Origin of the sequence: Ectobacillus funiculus (assembly GCF_004138295.1) — a bacterium.
In the GTDB taxonomy this organism is placed as follows: domain Bacteria; phylum Bacillota; class Bacilli; order Bacillales; family Bacillaceae_G; genus Ectobacillus; species Ectobacillus funiculus.
Map to the genome: position 1 here is coordinate 214819 of NZ_SCFM01000002.1, position 19912 is coordinate 234730.

The following is a 19912-nucleotide window of genomic DNA, read 5'->3' on the forward strand; positions in this document are numbered from 1 at the left end:
ATACATTGTTATCTAAATGCATTTTCTTTTCTGAAAATTATAACAGAAGGAAAACGGTTTCAATAAATTTACTGAATTGTAAAATATTTCAGGGTGCTTTATAATGATTTTCTGTGTAAAAAACCTCTTCATATAGTTGATGAGGTTTTTTTATTAGGTTTTATTGCTTTAAATAATTATGCTTTTGTTATAATTAGGTAATATATAATAAAATTACAAATGGCTTAGCCTATAAGGTTGACTATGGTTGAACAGTGCGACCTGCGCACTTAAGCCTAAAGGAATATCTATAAAAATGAATTAAATGAAGCTGCTTGTTTAGAGTGTATACCGTTTCTTTTTGAGAGTTCCTTTGCAAATTTCCCATGTTAAAGTTGGTTCGTTCTTTCTGTAGAAAATAGTTTTTGTCAAATCCCTACCGTCTATATAGGGCTCTATACAAATTAAGAAAAGTTATTTTTGAGATAGTGAATCTAGAGATAAAGTGGAGGGGTGTTAAAATGATTGAAGCAAAAATATTAACTTCGGGTAATAGGGAATTGATAAATTTTATTACGAGAGAATATTCCGCTGAGAAAATGAAGAGTAAGGAAGGACTATTGTTAAAAATTGAACGGTTAGAGGAGATGGATGAGCAGACTTTAAAGTTATGTATAAACAGAATAAGAAGCTTGGAGGAATTTTATGATCCTGTCAAATCCTTATCTGCCGTTATAGGAGTATTTACAGCGTTTTTTATAGTCTTAGGAGTGTTTTTTGAGGAGATTGGGCTCCCTTGGTATCTAGATCGTATATTAGCTTTGGGTTCGCTTGCATTGGCATTCATCGTGTCGGCAAGGGATGTTATTGAAATGAGATTGAAAAAAAGTAATGCTGTGTATTTTAAAGGTTTATTGGAGTATGTGTTAGAGAGGAAAAAGGAAAACAAATAAATCTGAAGCATCCCTCATGAGGGGATAAAAACAGTTTGAATACATCTAACCAAATCTACTCATTTTACCTTTTGGTGAGTAGATTTTTTGCTGGTTGAAAATTTGATGAATTTATCATAAAACCGATACAGGAACAATAGTTCGATTTTGAAGAGATGGGAAATGAGTTTCACGTATAACAAGAAGGTTCCCATGTTGTTTACAAATGAAAGATTTGGGCAAGTACTTTTCGACAACTTGTCTCCAAAATAGCAGGTTGTACATAAAATATTGCGTATATGATTTTAAAGGAGATGTTTTCTTGAACGAAAGAAATTATGATAGTAACCATCATTCATTTGCTCCCTTTATCAGCCCCAACCCGATTACCTCATTTAATCCGATTCAACGTTATCCAAAAATTGATGAAACAGCCTTCATAAGTCCGTTTTCTAGTGTGATAGGCGATGTGAGAATTACGGATAATGTATATGTAGCTCCCAATGTGAGCATTCGTGCGGATGAAGGAACCCCGTTTTACATCGGCTCAAACACAAATCTGCAAGACGGGGTTATTTTACATGGTTTATTGAACAAATTCGTTTCTGTTGGTGGTAAGAGTTATTCAATCTATATCGGGAACGAAGTAAGTATTGCTCATGGCGCTCTCATTCATGGTCCTTGTTATATAGGAAAGAATACCTTTGTCGGTTTTAAGTCAATTGTATACAATGCAATTATTGAAGAAGGGACATTTATTGCATATAATGCAGTAGTAACAAATGGCGTACGTATTCCGGCAAATAGATTCGTGCCGCCAGGGGCCCACATAGACACGCAGGAAAAAGCAAACTCGCTTCCTCGAGTGTCAGGAGATGAAGAAGAATTTGCCCGGGAAGTACAACGTGTAAATCAAGAATTTCCTGCTGCTTATAACAACTTATTATTTGGCTCACATTGCTGTTCTTGCGGAATGCCCTATAGTCATTGAAAATTAGGAGTTTTTTGAGAGGAAGAAGCTGTATAAAGAGAATGTACAGCTTCTTTAATATATTACTTACGAATTTCTTTTTTAGCTTGCTGGCTCAACAAACACCACAATTAATTAGTCAAACCAATGTTTTCTTGGGAAATTCAATCGGTTCATTCACTGCCCTTGCGTTAGCAAGTGCCCCTAAGGAGATACTCCAGTTTTTTAAGGATAAAATCTTACCGGCATACAGCATTTCCAGGCCAGGTGGACCTGTTTTTAATCAACAATTCCCATACTCTGGCTTTATCGAAGCGGTACGAACATTTTTTCCATTGAATCTTCGTCTTAAAAACTTAAAAAAACGAATTGTTGTTCCTTCATTTCAATTATTCTCACCGAAGCTGAATCGTTGGAATCCTGTGCTATTCCACAACTTTCCTGACTCTCCCTATTTAGATGAGAAAGCGAGTGATGTCATACTACGGAGCAGTGCTGCTCCCGCGACGCAACGGGCCTATCAAAACTACGTGGATGGGTTTGTAATAACAACTAATCCTAGTACAGCTAGTATTACGTTTGCAGTGGATAAAGCCAAACAGCTGTTGGATCAAATTGCGGTCTTATCCATTGGGACAGGTGAAGCCCCCATTCAGTTAAGAAGGGATACAAGAGGATGGGGGATGGTGAGTGCAAATAACATACGTCCCGAAAATTTAGAGAACCTTCCTCCAAATTGGGGAGTCCTTTTCGACCGATCACCCAATGAACCCTTACTACCATTTCTTCAGCTTGTCAGTAATGGAACCAGTTACTATGAATCCATGGTCAGTTCTCATCTTCTAGGAGATCGTTTTTTTTTGCTTGAATCCACGGATCCCTAACTTCTCCAAAACGGATCCTTCCGTGTTTCCCGCTCTCATTAAAATTGCTAACAAAACCAATTTACAACCTACAGTTAAATTTATAGAGAAAAACTGGAACTAATTTTAGGAATACAATATGGGTAACTACGCCTCAGTCTTCGCCCAAAAGCAAGGCTCGCCAATTGGCGAGTTTTCTTTATTATGCAGTAAATGCTTTATTTGAATAGTTGGTCAATCTGTTCTCGGGTATAACCTAGTATTTCCTCTTGATAAATTATGGTTAATATTTTTAGCTCCTGAGGATAAGGAGATGTTTAAAGTCCCAAATCCCAGATTATTTACAGCTATACATATTCCAGAGAAATTTTTTGTCTTTAAAATATAAAAAATACGTCTCTATAATACAAATACACTTATTCTATACTGTCCTATAATTATAACCATAAATGACAAGTTCATTGTTGGATTTTAGCTTTAATGACAACGGTTACATTGTGGAAAAATAATGAATTTTAGCCTGGAAGGGGTACTGCCGATGAAGATTGTGAATCAATTGAGTATTCAATTATAAGTCTGCAAAAGGTGAACAATGTCTGCATGATATAAATGCGTCCATTATATATTGTCCTATAATTACAATTTTAAATGACAAATTTTAATTAACATTGTTGGGAAATTTAATATCGGATATATAGATACCAGATAATCTAGGAAGGATGGGTGTTTTGTGATGGAAAGAAACGTTGTTGTCCAACTTCAACATGGTCTTCAGGCTCGACATGCTAATCAATTTGTACAAAAATCATCTGCCTTTAACAGTGAGATCAGCATTATTAAAAATGGGAGGATGGCAGCTGGGAAAGGGATTATTGGGGTGATGGCTTTAGTTATTAGGAAGGGAGAGGAAATTACTTTGCTTGCAAATGGAAGCGATGAAGAGGCCGCTATTATAGCCCTAGAGAGTTTTCTTTCTGATAGGGAGCTGAATGCATTAGATTTACATTAGTAATATAATCCGGTTATTTTTAGTTTAATCAATAATGCATTTGTGAAAGGACTTATAGGAAAAGGAAGATAGAGCCCTATACATTATTATATTGTTCAATAGCCTGATAATGGTACTCAACCAGAGTCAGAGTTAGGTGATTTATTTTAGATGGAATCGCTTTCTTTATAAAAGAAAATAATCCTTCTAGGTCTAGGTGAATGTATGTTATAGAAGCTTTAATTCTGCATCTATCTAGAAGAAATGATATTAAAAATAAAGTGTAAAATGTTTTTTAACAGCCATTATTACAAATTACCGCTTGAAATATGTCCTTAAAAGACAAAAAACATGTCCTGAAAATTTAAATACTATCGCTGCAGATTTTTATACAATCATTTATGTAAGGGCGATCAATTATCAAATATTAAGAAGGTGATTTTGTTTACAATTAATAACTAATGCGGGTTTGGACGAGAGGCTTCAAAGATAAGTGTTAGTTTAAAAATATATCCTTAGAATGTACATTTGAAAATTCAAAGGAGTCCTTATACTGTAAAATCAATGTTTCAATAGTATAAAACCAGCTATCATATTGTCATTCATTTAAAAGGGGATGCATAATTGTTTTTACCCTGGAAGGAAAGCGATTACATGAAGGTAGTCTTCCCTTGTTGAATTGCATCATAAGGAAAAACCAGCGAAGTGTTACGTGTTCTCAAGAACTTAGAGAAATTCACATAGGTATTACTGAAGTTCCTGAATTGAAAAAAGCAACCTTCCGTACACATAAATATCAAATCAGTCATAAGCGGGAAATAAACCTGTTTCATGAAAGTAAGACAATTGGATTTTTAGAGTCAGCATCTAAAATCATTAAAATTTTATATTAGGTTAAATAGTTTTTGGAGGGGTTTTTATGAAACTATCATATGTAACAGATAGCTTAGGTCATTTGCCATTTGAAGAGATGCTGGATTTTGTAGCGGAATTAGGGATTGATACGATTGAAATGACTACTGGAGGCTGGTCTCCAGCGCCGCATTTGAGACTAGATGAACTATTAGAGAGTGAGCAAAAAAGAAGTGAGTTCTTAAATAGTTTAGAAAAACGCAACATCAAACTATGTGCTTTAAATTGCTCAGGAAATCCTTTAGATCCAGGTGAACTTGGCAGAGAGCATCGGGAAGTTCCAGAGAAAACAATGGAATTGGCTCAATTGCTAGGAGTAAAAAAGGTCATTATGATGAGCGGGCTGCCAGCAGGAAGTCCTGAGGATAAAGTTCCTAACTGGATTACGTATACTGTTAGCTGGCCTCCGACTTTAAAAGACATTTTGGATTATCAATGGAATGAGGTAGCGATCCCGTATTGGAAGGGATTAGTGAAGAAGGCTGAAGAATGTGGCGTTGAAAAAATTGCCCTTGAAAACTTCAGCTCCCAATTGGTATATAATCCAGAAACTCTATTTAAATTACGCAATGCAGTTGGACCAATCGTAGGCTTAAATCTAGATCCAAGCCATCTTTTATGGATGGGAGCTGATCCAATCTTATCAGCGAGAGAACTAGGAGCAGCGATTCACCATGTTCATGGTAAAGATGTTCGTCTTGAAAGACACTTATCTGGTGTGAATGGTGTACTTGAAACAAAAGAAGTTACCGATGTAGCGAACAGAGCGTGGAATTATGTAGCGGTAGGCTGCGGACAAGATTTGCAATGGTGGAAAGAGTTCTTCTCTGTAGTGAAAATGATGGGCTATGACGGAGAGGTGTCTTTAGAAATGGAAGACTTAACAATGTCAGTAGAAGCTGGCGTAAGAACATCTATTGATGCTTTAAAACAAACACTTAGCTTTTAAATTAAAGGAAATGAGCTACTTGAAACACGATAGTAAGTCTTATTTTTTAAAAACTATACAAATTCCAAATGAACAGAATTGAGGAGAGAGGGGTTTTATTATGTTAAACGGTGAAAAGAAAATTGCAAGACCACTACGCTGGGGTATGGTTGGCGGAGGCAGACTTGGACAGGTTGGTTATAAACACCGAATCGGGGCACTTCGAGACAATACAGCTTTCCAATTGGTAGCTGGGGCATTTGATATTGATGCTGCTCGAGGAAAAGCCTTTGGTGTGAACCTTGGTGTTGCTGAAGATCGCTGCTATCCAGATTATAAAACGATGTTTGCAGAGAAAGCAAAGCGTGAAGATGGTCTTGAGGTTGTATCCATTGCGACTCCGAACGGTACGCATTACGAAATTTGTAAGGCTGCATTAAACGCTGGTTTACATGTTATTTGTGAAAAACCATTGTTTTTTACAAGTGAAGAGGTGCTAGAAATTAAAGCACTAGCTGAGGAAAAAGGCAAAATCCTAGGTGTAACATATGGATTCTCTGGTAACCAGCTGCTGCTGCAAATGCGTACAATGGTTGAAAAGGGAGAAATCGGTGATGTGCGATTAGTTGAATTACAGTATACGCATGGCTTTAATGCCACTGATGCTGGAGACAAATTTAATGATGCACAAAAATGGCGCGTGGATCCTAAAATTGCGGGACCAAGCTATGTGTTAGGTGATCTATCTACACACACGTACTATATGTCAGAGCTAATTTTGCCGCATATGAAAATCAAAAAGTTATTATGTGATCGTCAAAGCTTTATCAGCAGCCGTGCGCCGCTAGAGGACAATGCTTACGTTTTAATGCACTATGATAATGGCGCTGTAGGAAGACTTTGGACATCTTCTGTCGATGCAGGCTGCATGGATGGACATCGCATTCGCATCGTTGGTTCAAAAGCAAGCTTAGAGTGGTGGGACAGCAAGCCAAATGAATTACGATATGAAGTGCAAGGGCAGCCGATTCAAACGTTGATTCGCTCCATGCCTTACTTAGATGAAAGCTGTAACGAATATGAGCGTTTAGGCGCATTACATCAAGAAGGGCTTTCAGAGTCATGGTCAAATATCTATTTGAAATTTGCAATTGCGATTGATGCGAAAATGCGTGGGGATCAAGAAACATTAGATAACCTTGTTTACCCAGATATTAATGCGGGACTAGAAGGCGTTCGCTGGATTGAAAATTGTGTACGCTCTGCAGATCAGGGAGCAGTTTGGGTGGATTTTGAGAATAGCAAAGAAACTTTGTTAGTGTGAAAAAATTCTTGAATTGAGTTAGTATCAAAAATTTAGTTAGCATCAAAATGGATTGAAAAGGTACTCTTTTACAAAGAATAGTTTAAACTACACTTTAAGCTAGACTCTAAAAGGATCAAGAGGACCAATTATAAAACGAATGCTCTTTCAGAAACCTGTCAAATGGCTTTTGCTCTATATGGGTAAAAGCCATCTCCTTAATTATTTCTGAATATACAACTATTTTTGGTTTGAAAGGAAAAATCACAGGAGCATTGCATGTCCTCTAAAAATCCATGTAGCTTATTAGGAGGCTTCATTTAAAAGGGAAAACAATGTAAATGCTTTAAAGGTCATGCTACTAACTAATAAGGAGGAAATTTAATATGGGGAATGCTAGAGTTTCTGATCATTACCCAGTTCAACCAGAACCTGCTGGGAAAAAGGATCCGAAAAAGTTCTTGAAATTAGTTACTATTGTATCAACTTTTGGCGGGTTATTATTCGGGTATGATACAGGAGTTATTAATGGTGCACTTCCATTTATGGCCAGACCTGACCAATTAAATTTAAACCCCTTCACGGAAGGCTTAGTAGCAAGTTCTTTAGTATTAGGTGCTGCTTTTGGTTCCATATTTGGCGGGCGCTTATCGGATAGTCAAGGACGCAGGAAGGTTATTTTGTATCTTGCAATCTTGTTTTTCTTTTCTGCAGCAGGCTGCGTGATAGCACCAAATATGACTGTAATGGTTATGTTCCGTTTTCTATTGGGACTTGCTGTCGGTGGTGCTTCTGTAGTGGTTCCATCCTATCTTGCTGAAATGTCTCCTGCAGACAGGCGTGGTGTTTTGGTTACGCAAAACGAATTGATGATTGTTACTGGACAGTTTCTTGCTTACGTATGTAATGCAGTGCTTGGAAATGTTTTTGGTGAGGCAGGACATGTATGGCGTTACATGTTAGTCATTGCAACATTGCCAGCTGTGGCGCTTTGGATTGGCGTACTGATTCTGCCTGAAAGTCCTCGATGGTTAGCATCAAAAGGAAAACTGGCTGAAGCATTGAAGATCCTTCAAAAAATTCGCAGTGAAAGTATTGCTGAGCAGGAACTAAAAGAAATTAAAGAACATATTTCAGAGGATCAAAATATAGAAAAAATCAGTTTCAAAGATCTAGGAACACCTTGGATTCGCCGTATTGTGATTCTTGGAATTACGATTGGATCTATATCACAATTAGTCGGTATCAATTCGATTATGTACTATGGAACACAAATTCTTGAAAATTCCGGTTTTGGAACAAAAACAGCCTTAATTGCAAACGTAGCAAATGGATTAATTGCCGTTGTTGCCGTTATTGTTGGTATATCTCTACTGCATAAAGTGAATAGACGACCAATGCTACTTACAGGGTTAATAGGTGTAACCGTGGCGCTTATCACTATTGGCATTTCCGCTTCAGTACTTGAGGGATCCCCAATGCTGCCATATGTAGTATTAGCCATGACAGTAATCTATTTAGCCTTTTTCCAAGGAGCGATTGGTCCTATGGTATGGCTCATACTTGCTGAAATCTTCCCTGTTCGTTTACGTGGGATCGGTATGGGAATGGCCGTTTTGTTCTTATGGCTCTGCAACTTTTTAGTAGGATTATTCTTCCCAGTTCTTTTAGACGGAATCGGACTTTCAGCAACATTCTTCTTATTTGCTATATTCGGTATTGCGGGAATCATCTATGTAGTGAAAGCTTTACCAGAAACTAGAGGCCTATCATTAGAACAAATAGAGGCTAACTTTAGAAAGTAAGATAGCAGGACTGGCTGGAGTTGGCTAGGGAAAGTCCATACAAACGCATTTATAAGCGTGTGTATGGACTTTTAATTTGAATTAGATGAAGAGTATGCCTTCATTAAAAGCAAAGGATTTAAAAATGAGAAAGTTGTATTGTCTGTTAATCAGAATTGAAGAGATGATAACCCACAGGGGGATGTATTAACGATTACTGAACAAATATATGTGTTCAACCCAAGAAAAAGCTAAAACGATCAATGAAAAGATGGATCGAATATCCCTAATACACCTATCTAGATTGGTTAGGGGAAAGGGGGACCTAATACATGAAACCTACAATTTATAATGTTGCAGAAAAGGCAGGGGTTTCCATATCTACTGTGTCAAAGGTTATGAATAATCAGCCGGTTAGAAAGGAAACAAAACAAAAGGTTTTAGAAGCAGCCAAGGAACTGAACTATAAGCCGAGTATCCTTGCATCGGCATTAACAGGTAAGCGGACATCTACAATAGGTTTTTTAGCACCAGATATATCTAATCCTTCAATTGCAGAAATGGCACGAGCAGTAGAGGACTTTGCACTTGAGCACGGCTTTAACCTTGTTATTTGTAGTACTGATTTTAAATCAGAGAAAGAAGACAGTTACGTATCATTATTAAGGCAGAAACGTGTGGATGGACTTATCTTGGCAGGGGGTTTCAGAAATAGAGGGATCATTTCTGAGTTAATAAAAGAAGCGGTTCCAGTCATACTCCTTTCTGAATATTATCCAGCATCCAGCGTGTCCTATTAATGCTGTAACTGTTAATAACTTCATAGGAGGGTATGAGATAGCTACCCATTTAATTTCCCTTGGTCATACAAGAATCGCAGTGATTGCGGAAGAGAACTCGAGCAGTCAGGAGCATATTCGTGGATACAGGAAGGTATTACAGGATCATAATATAAGGGCCCGTGAGGACTTAATTGTTATAAGTGATTCAAGTGCAGAACATGCGCGGTGTTTAGCAGGAGGTTTGTTAGGTTCTTTACATCCGCCTACTGCCATTATTACTTGTAATGACGTATTAGCGATAGGCACTCTTCTGGGAGCGCGAGAAAAAAATATGAAAATTCCTGAGAATCTCTCTATTACGGGGTTCGGCAACACTTTGTTATCTAAGAACAGTAACCCTCCTTTAACAACAGTTGAAATCCCGATTCAGAGTATGTGTTCACTAGCTGTAGATTTGCTTGTAGAAGAAATAGAGAAAAGAAGCAAAGGGAAGCAAGCGGTTTTAATGTTACCTAAGTTAATCATTCAAAAGTCAACTGGAGTATGTTTAGTGAATGATCTGAATAAAGAAGATGTATCATAAAACGATTAGTATGTTGTAAAACTGCGAAACTTTAATAGCAAGGAGACAAATGATGAGAGGGAAGTGGTACATTCTATTAATTGGTGCGCTGTTTTTAGTCATTGTAATAGGCTACATAGTCAAGTTCCATGGGGCAGGTGATAAACCTAAAGTAGTCGTTGTTTTACAAGACCAAGATCCACAGTATTGGAATATTGTAAAAGCAGGAGCGGAAAAGGGATTTCGAGATTTTGATATAGATGGTAAAGTTATTGTACCGAGTAACGAATTAAAAAAAGATGTATTAGAGCGTACATTAAAAGGGATACTTAACGAGCATCCGGATGTATTAGTTGTTTCTCCCGATGGATCACCTGCTGTTAGGTCTATTTTAGAGAAATTTATTGAAAATATTAAAGGTGATAAAGGGAGAAGATGTTAAAAGAACTATTGATACAGGCGTAGATATTATTAGCAAAGATAATGCGAAGCTGAAATTAGACTTTCTGAGAGAATTGTTGAACTAAAATGTTATTATCAGAAGTTGTTAATAAAATAATTTATTATATATTATGGAAACGAAGTGTGTTGGATGAGAAAGAAGACAAACGCACCACATGTCCATCAAATTAAAGAAGGAAGATGCCTCCAGAACGAGAAATTGTATGTAAGTTGCTAATTTTTTCGTTTTGAAGGGTATTTTTTTACTATCAGCAGATAACATCATATCTTTTAGTTTAACACAATGGATCAATAACCCAGATAAAGATTTGTTCTCCGGTAATGGTTGCAAGAGTTGAACAATAAACCTCAAAGGACTTGATACTCTCCAAGTTCTTTTTGGTGTAGAAAAAAACCATCAGTGTTCCGACTATTAAACTAAAGCTGAACTATTGGTTCGTAACACGTTAAAAATCATTTAGAGTGAGTGAAGATGGACTCTATAGAAATAGGACGATACAAACCTTCTTCCTTTCAACTATTAAAATTGAAAAAATATCAAGTATTCCTATTTTATTATGTGAACAGTATAATCGAAAATGGGAGATGAGATAAATGAATAAAAAAGACCTTGCTAATATCCGAAAGCAATTTAAATTAGACAATCATCTTATGAAAATTCGAGAAATCCTAAATGTTTATGTAAAGAAAGAATCCGGTGAGATTTACCATCAAGTCAGTCAACCGTTTCAAATGCTAGAACAGGAAGCACAAGAATTATTTTTAGCAAACTTTAAAAAAGTTTTGACAGGTCATCTTGATGCCAAACTTTTTGAATTGAAATTTCAACGCGATGTGGAAGACAGCACACAAACTATTCTCTTCGAAGGATTACGAGCAGAATCAACAGAAGATTGGAAAGAAAATATGCTGAAAATCGTCGGGAAAATGTTTGCGCATACTGTTTATGAATTTGATACAGTGGTGACGTTTATCCGCGGGGAGTATCAAAAGGCGACTAGGAAACGGGATTCAGAATCTGAAGAAGGAGGGGATGATGAGGTTTATTCCAGCGAGTTTGTCCTTTGCAGTCTCAATAAAACCGATCAGCCGAAAAAAGCGTTGCTGTTTGATTATATTGAGAAAGAATTCAAATCGAATAACGCAGTTGATCCCATTATTAATTTGACTTCTCCGTTAACTGGTTTTCTGTTTCCTGCTTTTAATGATAATTCGGCAGATGTGAATCATATTATCTATTGTGGGGGGAAAGTGAATCAACCAGAGGGTTCATTTATAGCAGAAGTTCTCAACTGTGAAGATATTATTACCGCCGTGGAAGAGAAGGACAGCTTCGAACAAATTTTAAAAATAGTAATGGGAGACGAAGTGGATTCTAAGGTCATTTCTAATGTCTATGAGGAAATCGATAAGATGGTACAGGAGAATGAAGAAAATGAAGAAAGTGAATCTCCTATGTTGGATTATCGGGACATCGAACGCATCTTAGAGGTAAGCGGCGTCGAAAATGTGGATACCGCCAAAGTGGAACAAGCCTTCAAAAGTGTGGTAGATGACGAAAAGCGTGAAATCAAAGCAAGCAGTTTAATACCTAAATCGATTAAGATTGAGACGAAGGTGGCAGATGTATCCGTCAGCCCGAAGGACCTGAAAAATGTCCAATATATTACTTACAATGGAAAACGGTGCCTATTAATAGAGATTGATGAAGATGTGGTCGTCGAAGGATTTCGACTGGAAACGAAGACGCTGTAGTGGATTTTGGGGGACAGTTTTCTTGATCCCCTACAATATATTAATGAATTTTAGTTGGTTCTCTACAAGTGGTAGGTGCCAACTATTTTTGTTTTAGGACTGGTTCAGTACAATTCTGATCTTTTGATACAGATGGACTTCGATAGAATGGAACAAGTTTTTGTTAATTTAATAAACAATGCCATTCAAGCTATGGATAAAAATGGTGATATTACGATTCGATTGTTAAAAGTTGAGAATAAAGCGGTTGTTGAGGTTAGTGATATGGGTGTAGGTATAGAAGAGGCAGAGCTGAAAAAAATCTTTAGTCCATTCTATACGACGAAATCTGATGGAACGCTTTTTTCATTAAAATCGAATTGACAGCATAGCAGGAAAATGGGATTTATTAGCATGGCAGTCAGTTCCTTTACAAGCATATTGTAACCGCATTTTGTACATCTATACATTTCCTTCCTTATGTACCGCTTCATCAAAAATGTGTACCGCTTCATCAAAAATGGGAAGCATGGGCAAACTTCATACATAAACATCTTTTTCGTAGCAGCAGTATGAGGGAGGAATTTAGTATGTCCTGTACACCTGGTAGCAATCAGGAGCAGAGTGGGAAGGATTTAAAGTGGTGGCAGTTGTCACTTATTGGGGTAGGCTGTACGATTGGGACCGGTTTTTTCCTAGGTTCGAGCGTAGGGATTAAAATTGGTGGTCCATCCATTATTATTGCATTTATTTTAGCTGGTCTCGGTACGTATATCGTATTTGAGGCGCTTGCAAAAATGACTGTTCAAGATCCGCAAAAAGGTTCTTTCCGGACATATGCAAGAAAAGCCTTTGGTCATTGGGCTGGCTTTAGCAATGGTTGGGTATATTGGTCTTCCGAGCTGTTGATTATGGGGAGTCAGCTCACAGCCCTTGGCATTTTTTCACGGTATTGGTTTCCGAAGATACCTCTTTGGATGTTTGCGGCTGGGTATGGTGTGTTAGGGCTGCTTGTGATTTTTATTGGCATGAAGGCATTTGAGCGCTTGGAGAATATTTTTGCAGTATTGAAGGTAATTGCGATACTTTGCTTTATCGTCATTGCAGTATTAGCTATTTTCGGTATTATTCATGGAGGAGAAGAGTATAAACCAAATGTTCCAAATAATATGACGGAGCTTTTTCCACTCGGGATGAAAGGGCTGTGGTCTTCCTTTATTTATGCGTTCTATGCTTTTGGCGGCATTGAAGTGATGGGTTTAATGTCCATGCAGCTAAAGGAGCAAAAGGATGCGCCGAAGTCTGGGAAAGTAATGCTTCTAATTTTGACGGTTATTTATGTGATATCAATGGGATTGGCATTAACAATGGTGCCGTGGAAGGAATTTAATACAAAAGAAAGCCCATTTGTTATCGCACTGCATGATTACCATTTGCCGTATATTCCGTTTATTTTCAACTCGGTTTTAATTGCGGCCGGTTTTTCAACGATGGTTGCATCGCTTTTTGCGGTGACTAATGTGATGATGAACCTCGCAGAGGACGGGGATGCACCTGCTGTATTTGCGAAGAAGGGGAAGCGCGGGATTTCTTTTCCATCATTGGCACTCACAGCTGGAGGGCTTGTTGCCTCCATTGTTGTTGCACTGTTATTGCCGAAAGAGATTTATGAATATTTGACAACAGCAGCAGGTTTAATGCTTTTGTATACATGGTTTTTGATTCTCCTTTCCTGCAGGCGGTTAGTGGATCAGAGTGGATTGGATAAGGTGAAAAATTTGATTGGCTTGCTGCTCATTTTAATTGCGATTAGCGGTACGCTTTGGAAACCAGAGACGAGACCAGGTTTTTTTGTGAGCCTTTTATTTGTTGTGATCATTGCGTTAGCTACTTTAAAAATGCGTTCGATTTGGAAGAAAAAAGGGGAGAAAGCTTCTCCCGAGTCAAAGCGTATGTAATTTTTTTATTGGAAAAGCAGTGTATATGCTTGAAATCCAAAGTATACTCCAAAGCCGATGAGGGAAAGACCTGATACAATCGAGATAAAGGAAAGAAGAGCAGTTGTTAAAAATCTTCGAAAGCTGCTGGCGATGGCGGCCATCGTTAAATCCCATAGTAAGATACCAATGATCATGGCGCAGCTGTACAGCATAAGTTCATTGGTGCTATAGGAGGCAGCGGTTTTAGCAAGGATAGAGCCGTATATACCGAGCCAAAAGAGAATGGTTAACGGGTTAGACACTGACATAAAAAAGCCGGATATAAATGACTTAAAAACAGATTCATCAGCTTTTTTTTGGCTTTTTGTAAGTTTGCCTGCATTGAGAACACTTTCTATACCCGTATAGGTTAGAACAAAGCAACCGAATAGCCATAGGAACGTTTTCATAAAGGATGTATTTAAAAAATGAGCGACTCCTAGATAAACTAGCATCATATATAAAACATCTGCCAGCAAGGCTCCTACACCAAGAAGCCAGGCATGCAAAAAGCCGCTTTTAATTCCTTTATCTAATTGTGCTGCATTAATGGGACCGATTGGTGCCGACAGCGATAATCCTAAGAGGACATAACTAATTAATACACTCATATACGCAACACCCCCTATGTTCTCATTCGTTCTTGCTTATTTCTATGCTCGTACACATTGTATTCAGCAAGATGCATTTGTACAACCTATAAAAGCATTTTTTGTTCTATGCTGCTATACAATCGATAGCTCATAAAAAAAGAAAGCCGCTATTTGGAGGCTTTCTTTTTTACACTTTAAGAAAATATAAATTTCCAGCTAGAAGCAAACTCGGCGTAGTAGGGAATTTTAGAAAAAAAGTGTAAGTGCAACTACGCCTCTGTCTTTGCCCGAAAGCAGGACTTGCCAATCGACGGGTTTTCTTTACACTGTAGGAAAGTATAAATTTCCAGCGAGAAGTAAATTCGACGTAGTCGGAAGTTTTAGGAATACAGTGTAAGTGCAACTACGCCTCTGTCTTCGCCCAAGGGCAAGGCTCGCCAGTCGGCGAGTTTTCTTTATAATCATGAATAAGATTTTCGATGAAGTGCTCTACTTTCACTGGTTCTTGCAGATCTACCTTGTTTTCATAGGAACGATAAGAGAACAGACTTTGACTAAGCGAGCGGATTTCTATTGCTAAAATTCGTTCTCCATTTACTGCTTTCTTCTCCGCTTGAGATGTAACCTTCGTTTCCATGTAGAGGACCATATTTTTTTCTACATTCAGGCGATAGGTGCGATATGTAATATATAGGAGAGTTTGTTCTGACATAACGGAATTAGGATGTGTCTGGATCATCTCAGCCATATCAGCTACTTTGACTGTATGCATTTTTAATATGTCTTCTAACTTTTCCTTGATTGTTTGTGTCGTTTGTCCGACTGTAGCTCTCAGTTTTGTGTAGAACGAGTGCATGGTGCGTTCCATATAACTCCCCCCCTGCTGTAAGCTTAAGCTCCTCGTTAGTATGCTACGGGAAAGAGAGGAATATCTCAGCGATGACTTTTTGTTCCGGAAACTATATATAGAAATAAAAGGATTCATATAAATGCAGCGTTTAATTTTTCTTTGTTTAGGAAAATTAATAAAGAACCGTTATATTAAGAAGAAGGGTGAGATAATTATGAGCAAAAACAGAGCAAGCGATAGCAATGACAGCATCCAGCAGCAAATCAATAAAAAACAGAATGAAAAAGATATGGAGAAAGCGCCTGGCTTTGGAGATAAGAAGTTAGAAGGACCAAATAAACCGTCTGTGTAAAAGATGGTGGAGAGCAATGAGTGTTCGTAAGCACTTATTGCTCTCCTTGAAGTTGACGAAATTGTCTACGCCAAAAACTCCTTTCAGTGAGAAAGGAGTTTTGTTTCAATATAAGTATGTAGCTTCCCGCTCTGCCGTAGCTCTAGTGTTTCAAAACCTGCTCTCGCAGGTGGGTGTCCGCATTTTTGCTTTCAAAGTCCCGGATCGAGCGGGCATGTTGTTGGCAAAAAGTTATTGAACTCCCGTAAAATCATTATAGGTTTGAAACATCAGGGAGCATACGCACATCGCAGGTATGTAAGCCTGTGTATACGGCAATGTATTTTGTTCGTCTTGATATACATAATATACCGCTTTATTTATGAGGTATCAATAGTTAATTATTTCCAAACCCTCCATTATCTCTAACTGATATGGAAGCCGTGCTGTTGAAGTGTAATAGCGATTCGTTCTTCTGATACCTTTGTTTCGTCGAATTGGATTTTAACTTCTCCGTCTTCTACATCAATTAAGGCACGTTCAATACCGTCCATTTCTGTTAGCATTGCTTCTAGTGTTTGAACGGGACCAGCAGAGATTGCTTCTTTCACAAAAAACGTTGTTTCCGCCATTTCTCTCATCCTTTCCGATTTTTTCACACAGGGAATAGTATACCCAGCCATTTCTTGTTTCATTTCGCTATGTACGAGAAGAGCTGAAATGGGATTATAGAGAGTTTTATGATTGTAACGGAATAGATGTAAATATCACGGTTAGGATCGAAAAAGAGCATGGGAAGAGGATGCTCTTACTTTTTTGAGTGAGACAGAAAGTAGGATCCGGTGTTGTGTAAGAGTTGCTGTATGTATACCAGTTAGCGCGCACAGACATATAAGGAACCATTTGCTACTAAATCGAGATGCCACCACCATTGTTCGAGCGGCTTTTGTACGTCCCGCCCTTGTATACACGGAGAGGAGGCTTGATGAAGCAGCAGTGAATCATACACGAACACCTCTTCTTTTTCTGCCTCTGTCAATTTATTATAGGCATGGAAAATACGTGTACGCAGCTGCTGCATAAGCGGGAGAATGTCAGGGCGTACAGACAGAACAAATACAAAATAGCCATACTGCTTCGTCAAAGCACTCATATTCAATACCTCTTTCTTAATACTTGGATAGGAACACTGTAGCAAAGAAAAGGGGATGACACAAAAGCAGAAAAGGGGGGAATATAGGAAGAAAAACGAAGGAGTCAGAAGGTGAATGGCTGAAATGTAGCAGGGGATATTTATGTTTATAGAAGTTAATATTCTTTTTTCTGTTCCACTACATCTGAATTCATCTTCTATAATCGTCTTTCTCCTATTCTGTCTCCAGAGTGAAATCCGGTGTTACTTGAACATCTGTTTCAAGATGCTGTGTGCTTCCAAAGAATGTCCAGCTTTTTGAGGATAAAAACTCATTAAATGCTTGAAGAAACATAGCGTGATCAACAGCACCAGATTCATCATTTGCTATGATCATTCCTCGAAGCTCCACACTAGCTTGGCTTGATTTCATCATGATCCCGCTCCTTTTGGTTGTAGTATGGCTCGTGTAGGAGCTTTTATGTATGAATCTATAATTATTTTTAAAACTTCAATCACCAAAACTAAATTAAGACAATTAAAACAACATGTACATCTATTTATGATGTTTTAATTTCATTTACCGTATTAATATAGAAAAAAGGTATATATCACCTTCAAAAAGTGAATAGATAACTACGTTTTATCCGATTTATACAAGTACTGCTCTGGCCTACCATAGTATACAACACGACTGAAGTCGGGATAGACAGATTCGAAATAAATATAAATAGGAGCAGTAAGCAAGGAAGGGAAATACGTATACAATTGCTTGTCTCCATTGACGATTGCCTTTAAAGCCGTAGCCATTTCTTTTTGAAATATATAAAAACGCTTGCCTGCAGTTTTTTCATCAAATTCTCCACCGCTGATATATACTTTTCCAAATAAAACAAGCTTTTCATGTTTGTTTGTCCATTGGGCGACGAGCTCATCTCTGAGATGTTGATCAATGGCATAGGTATCATAGATATATCCGATACTCAAAAATAGCTTTTCGGTCACATCTGAATGGGTTAATGTATATTTGCGATCTATAACAGGCTCATACAGATTTGCGGGAGGAAGGAATGTCACAAACAATTTTGTTGGATCAAAATTTGACAAGCTAAACAATCCTTTCTGTTCACATTCATTACAATAGTATATGTGAACAGAGGGGGGATGTGATGAGATGTAAGAGTTCAATGAACTACAACATTTAGTATCAGTATGGGATGATTTTCAAAAAGTACCAATATTAAATATTTGAATAGTCAGAAGATTTTGAGTAAACTATAAAAAAGACAAGGAGTTGATTTCATATGAAACAGTTTTATCTCAATGCACCACAGCAGCTTGAACCATACGCTATCGATTCTTTACTTGCTGAATTGCTGTTAGAACAAGCAATTCGTAATTTTAGAAAAGAGCAGATTCATAAAGAAATCGACCAGTCATTACGAAATAGAGATAAAGAAGCATTTATGCGCTTAACTGAGGAATTGAAACATATATATTAATATAGAAGAAACAACTAGGCATGAAACAAGCTGGCAACATGAGGGGATAAGAGGCATAGGTGTTGTTTACGGTTTTAGCGGCGTTGGTCTAATATTTGAGCATAAAGATGACGTGTATAGCTGCTCTATCTTTGAAGGCTCCAGCTATTCCTTTGCCAATCGATTAATTGAAGTAAACCCTTTTCCCTCGTGTAGGGGTGAGGGTTTTTTTGGTACATAAAATTTTCGAACTTAAGCAAGCTATTATATGTAGGAGGTGTTTAGAATGGAGCCGAATCAGCCTGGAAATAAGGAAATGCCGGACTTTAAAGAATTAGAGGACCGCGTGATTGCGGAGCCTGCACATTCTCCATCTCTTGTCATCCAGACAAAGCTAGATCCGAAAAATGTGAAGGAAGATAACCCTTATTATCGGAATGAAGAGAAAACGGATGATAGGAAGTTTCAGGAGTATTTTGAAGGAAAATGACGGTGTGAATCCGTCGTTTTTTTTCTGTCTGTTTATCGTCCATTTTAGAAAAGGGTTTGTTTTATTTTTGAAAAAAATGGGACAAAATATGGATGCTATAAAGACAATAGTTATTTCCAGAGAAAGAGGAAGCATATGCCCCATTGGATAGAAACGATTTTACGTACAATTGCTATTTTTATATTACTAATGGTGATAACCAATTTACAAGGAAAACAACTAAGCGCTCATACATTATACTACAACCTTGCGCTATGGATAACACTTGGCTCGATTGCGGGAAATGCTGCGTTTAATACAAATTTAGCTTTTTTCCCGATGGTTATCTCTGTGATGACAATTTGTTTGCTGGCTTATGTATTTTCTTTTGTTTCGCTTAAGAATAGAAGGCTTAGAAAATGGATATCTGGTTATCCGACTATGATTATTGAAAAGGGATTGCTTTTAGATGAGAATATGAAAAAAACGAAATATTCTTTAGATGATTTAAATGAGGGATTGCGACAAAAGGATATATTTAATATTGAAGAGGTGGAATATGCTTTATTGGAAAGCAATGGTGCGCTCTCTGTCTTAAAAAAAGAGCAGTATCGCCCCCTAACAAAGCAGGATTTATCTCTTCATACCTCTCAAGGGGCAGATATGCCTATTGAATTCATAATGGATGGAGAAATTATACACAAAAATTTAAATTATCCATATACAATGGATTGGCTATTAGCAGAACTTAAAAAAAGAAACACAACTGTTGAAGATACTTACTATGTCGTAAAGGGCACGAACGGCAAGCTGTACATAGATTTATACAAGGACGGTACGGCTTCATTCGGCAATAGTGAGTAAGAGTACATATCATT

Annotated in this window: 22 protein-coding genes, 1 other RNA gene and 1 pseudogene; 17 read left to right on the top strand and 7 right to left on the bottom strand. The window is 37.6% G+C overall.

The features are described 5' to 3' along the window. Positions 1 to 500 precede the first annotated feature (500 nt). The 13 genes and pseudogenes from EP737_RS01150 (at position 501) to EP737_RS01205 (ending at position 14157) form a co-directional block, all read left to right on the top strand. Entirely contained in the window at positions 501 to 932 is a 432-nt protein-coding gene (locus tag EP737_RS01150; RefSeq protein ID WP_129726091.1) for a hypothetical protein, read from the top strand. A 301-nt stretch (positions 933 to 1233) separates the two neighbouring features. Next, the gene (locus EP737_RS01155) at positions 1234 to 1902 is read left to right on the top strand and encodes an LbetaH domain-containing protein (protein WP_129726092.1); all 669 of its coding nucleotides are present in this window, start codon (positions 1234 to 1236) and stop codon (positions 1900 to 1902) included. Positions 1903 to 1991: 89 nt separating this feature from the next. After that, positions 1992 to 2868, top strand: a pseudogene (locus tag EP737_RS01160) (patatin-like phospholipase family protein); the annotation flags it as partial. 609 nt (positions 2869 to 3477) lie between these two features. Further along, positions 3478 to 3753: an HPr family phosphocarrier protein gene (locus tag EP737_RS01165; protein ID WP_246040140.1), complete on the top strand. Its 276-nt coding sequence runs from the start codon at positions 3478 to 3480 to the stop codon at positions 3751 to 3753. Positions 3754 to 4651: 898 nt separating this feature from the next. Beyond that, entirely contained in the window at positions 4652 to 5593 is a 942-nt protein-coding gene (locus EP737_RS01170) for a sugar phosphate isomerase/epimerase family protein (protein WP_129726094.1), read from the top strand. A 97-nt stretch (positions 5594 to 5690) separates the two neighbouring features. After that, on the top strand, positions 5691 to 6896 hold the full coding sequence (locus tag EP737_RS01175; RefSeq protein WP_129726095.1) for a Gfo/Idh/MocA family protein: 1206 nt from the start codon (positions 5691 to 5693) through the stop codon (positions 6894 to 6896). Between the two features lie 365 nt (positions 6897 to 7261). Further along, positions 7262 to 8680 carry a sugar porter family MFS transporter gene (locus EP737_RS01180; RefSeq protein ID WP_129726096.1) on the top strand — a complete coding sequence of 473 codons (1419 nt, stop codon included), beginning with the start codon at positions 7262 to 7264 and terminating at the stop codon, positions 8678 to 8680. A gap of 311 nt (positions 8681 to 8991) precedes the next feature. Continuing rightward, on the top strand, positions 8992 to 9459 hold the full coding sequence (locus tag EP737_RS26465) for a LacI family DNA-binding transcriptional regulator (RefSeq protein ID WP_281278864.1): 468 nt from the start codon (positions 8992 to 8994) through the stop codon (positions 9457 to 9459). 52 nt (positions 9460 to 9511) lie between these two features. Further along, positions 9512 to 10024: a LacI family DNA-binding transcriptional regulator gene (locus tag EP737_RS26470; RefSeq protein ID WP_281278865.1), complete on the top strand. Its 513-nt coding sequence runs from the start codon at positions 9512 to 9514 to the stop codon at positions 10022 to 10024. Positions 10025 to 10076: 52 nt separating this feature from the next. Then, positions 10077 to 10445, top strand: coding sequence for a type 1 periplasmic-binding domain-containing protein (locus EP737_RS01190; RefSeq protein WP_129726097.1), 369 nt, complete (start codon positions 10077 to 10079; stop codon positions 10443 to 10445). 614 nt (positions 10446 to 11059) lie between these two features. Continuing rightward, on the top strand, positions 11060 to 12220 hold the full coding sequence (locus tag EP737_RS01195; protein ID WP_129726098.1) for a DUF4317 domain-containing protein: 1161 nt from the start codon (positions 11060 to 11062) through the stop codon (positions 12218 to 12220). 147 nt (positions 12221 to 12367) lie between these two features. Beyond that, a complete protein-coding gene (locus tag EP737_RS01200; RefSeq protein WP_165350645.1) occupies positions 12368 to 12583 on the top strand; it encodes an ATP-binding protein in 216 nt (71 codons plus the stop codon). A 206-nt stretch (positions 12584 to 12789) separates the two neighbouring features. Beyond that, positions 12790 to 14157 carry an amino acid permease gene (locus EP737_RS01205; RefSeq protein ID WP_129726100.1) on the top strand — a complete coding sequence of 456 codons (1368 nt, stop codon included), beginning with the start codon at positions 12790 to 12792 and terminating at the stop codon, positions 14155 to 14157. A gap of 5 nt (positions 14158 to 14162) precedes the next feature. On the opposite strand, the gene EP737_RS01210 is transcribed toward EP737_RS01205, so the two are convergent. Continuing rightward, positions 14163 to 14789 carry a LysE family transporter gene (locus EP737_RS01210; RefSeq protein WP_129726101.1) on the bottom strand — a complete coding sequence of 209 codons (627 nt, stop codon included), beginning with the start codon at positions 14787 to 14789 and terminating at the stop codon, positions 14163 to 14165. A gap of 385 nt (positions 14790 to 15174) precedes the next feature. Further along, positions 15175 to 15639 (bottom strand): hypothetical protein, encoded by a 465-nt coding sequence (locus EP737_RS01215; RefSeq protein WP_129726102.1) that lies wholly within the window; start codon positions 15637 to 15639, stop codon positions 15175 to 15177. Positions 15640 to 15835: 196 nt separating this feature from the next. On the opposite strand from EP737_RS01215, the gene EP737_RS25295 reads away from it, so the two are divergent. Beyond that, positions 15836 to 15973, top strand: coding sequence for a hypothetical protein (locus tag EP737_RS25295; protein WP_165350646.1), 138 nt, complete (start codon positions 15836 to 15838; stop codon positions 15971 to 15973). Between the two features lie 119 nt (positions 15974 to 16092). Here the strand turns inward: EP737_RS25295 and ssrS are convergent. The 5 genes from ssrS to EP737_RS01240 form a co-directional block, all read right to left on the bottom strand. After that, positions 16093 to 16272: non-coding RNA, 6S RNA (gene ssrS, locus EP737_RS01220), on the bottom strand. A gap of 105 nt (positions 16273 to 16377) precedes the next feature. After that, entirely contained in the window at positions 16378 to 16647 is a 270-nt protein-coding gene (locus tag EP737_RS01225) for a heavy-metal-associated domain-containing protein (RefSeq protein WP_246040134.1), read from the bottom strand. A gap of 179 nt (positions 16648 to 16826) precedes the next feature. Next, the gene (locus EP737_RS01230; RefSeq protein WP_129726104.1) at positions 16827 to 17105 is read right to left on the bottom strand and encodes a hypothetical protein; all 279 of its coding nucleotides are present in this window, start codon (positions 17103 to 17105) and stop codon (positions 16827 to 16829) included. A 214-nt stretch (positions 17106 to 17319) separates the two neighbouring features. Continuing rightward, positions 17320 to 17520, bottom strand: coding sequence for a hypothetical protein (locus tag EP737_RS01235; RefSeq protein WP_129726105.1), 201 nt, complete (start codon positions 17518 to 17520; stop codon positions 17320 to 17322). Positions 17521 to 17720: 200 nt separating this feature from the next. Next, positions 17721 to 18191: a staygreen family protein gene (locus EP737_RS01240; protein ID WP_129726106.1), complete on the bottom strand. Its 471-nt coding sequence runs from the start codon at positions 18189 to 18191 to the stop codon at positions 17721 to 17723. Between the two features lie 197 nt (positions 18192 to 18388). On the opposite strand from EP737_RS01240, the gene EP737_RS01245 reads away from it, so the two are divergent. From EP737_RS01245 to EP737_RS01255, 3 genes are all read left to right on the top strand, one after another. Next, entirely contained in the window at positions 18389 to 18586 is a 198-nt protein-coding gene (locus EP737_RS01245; RefSeq protein WP_129726107.1) for an IDEAL domain-containing protein, read from the top strand. Positions 18587 to 18851: 265 nt separating this feature from the next. Beyond that, positions 18852 to 19055 carry a hypothetical protein gene (locus tag EP737_RS01250; protein ID WP_129726108.1) on the top strand — a complete coding sequence of 68 codons (204 nt, stop codon included), beginning with the start codon at positions 18852 to 18854 and terminating at the stop codon, positions 19053 to 19055. A 135-nt stretch (positions 19056 to 19190) separates the two neighbouring features. Then, entirely contained in the window at positions 19191 to 19898 is a 708-nt protein-coding gene (locus tag EP737_RS01255; RefSeq protein WP_129726109.1) for a DUF421 domain-containing protein, read from the top strand. The last annotated feature ends 14 nt before the right edge of the window (positions 19899 to 19912 follow it).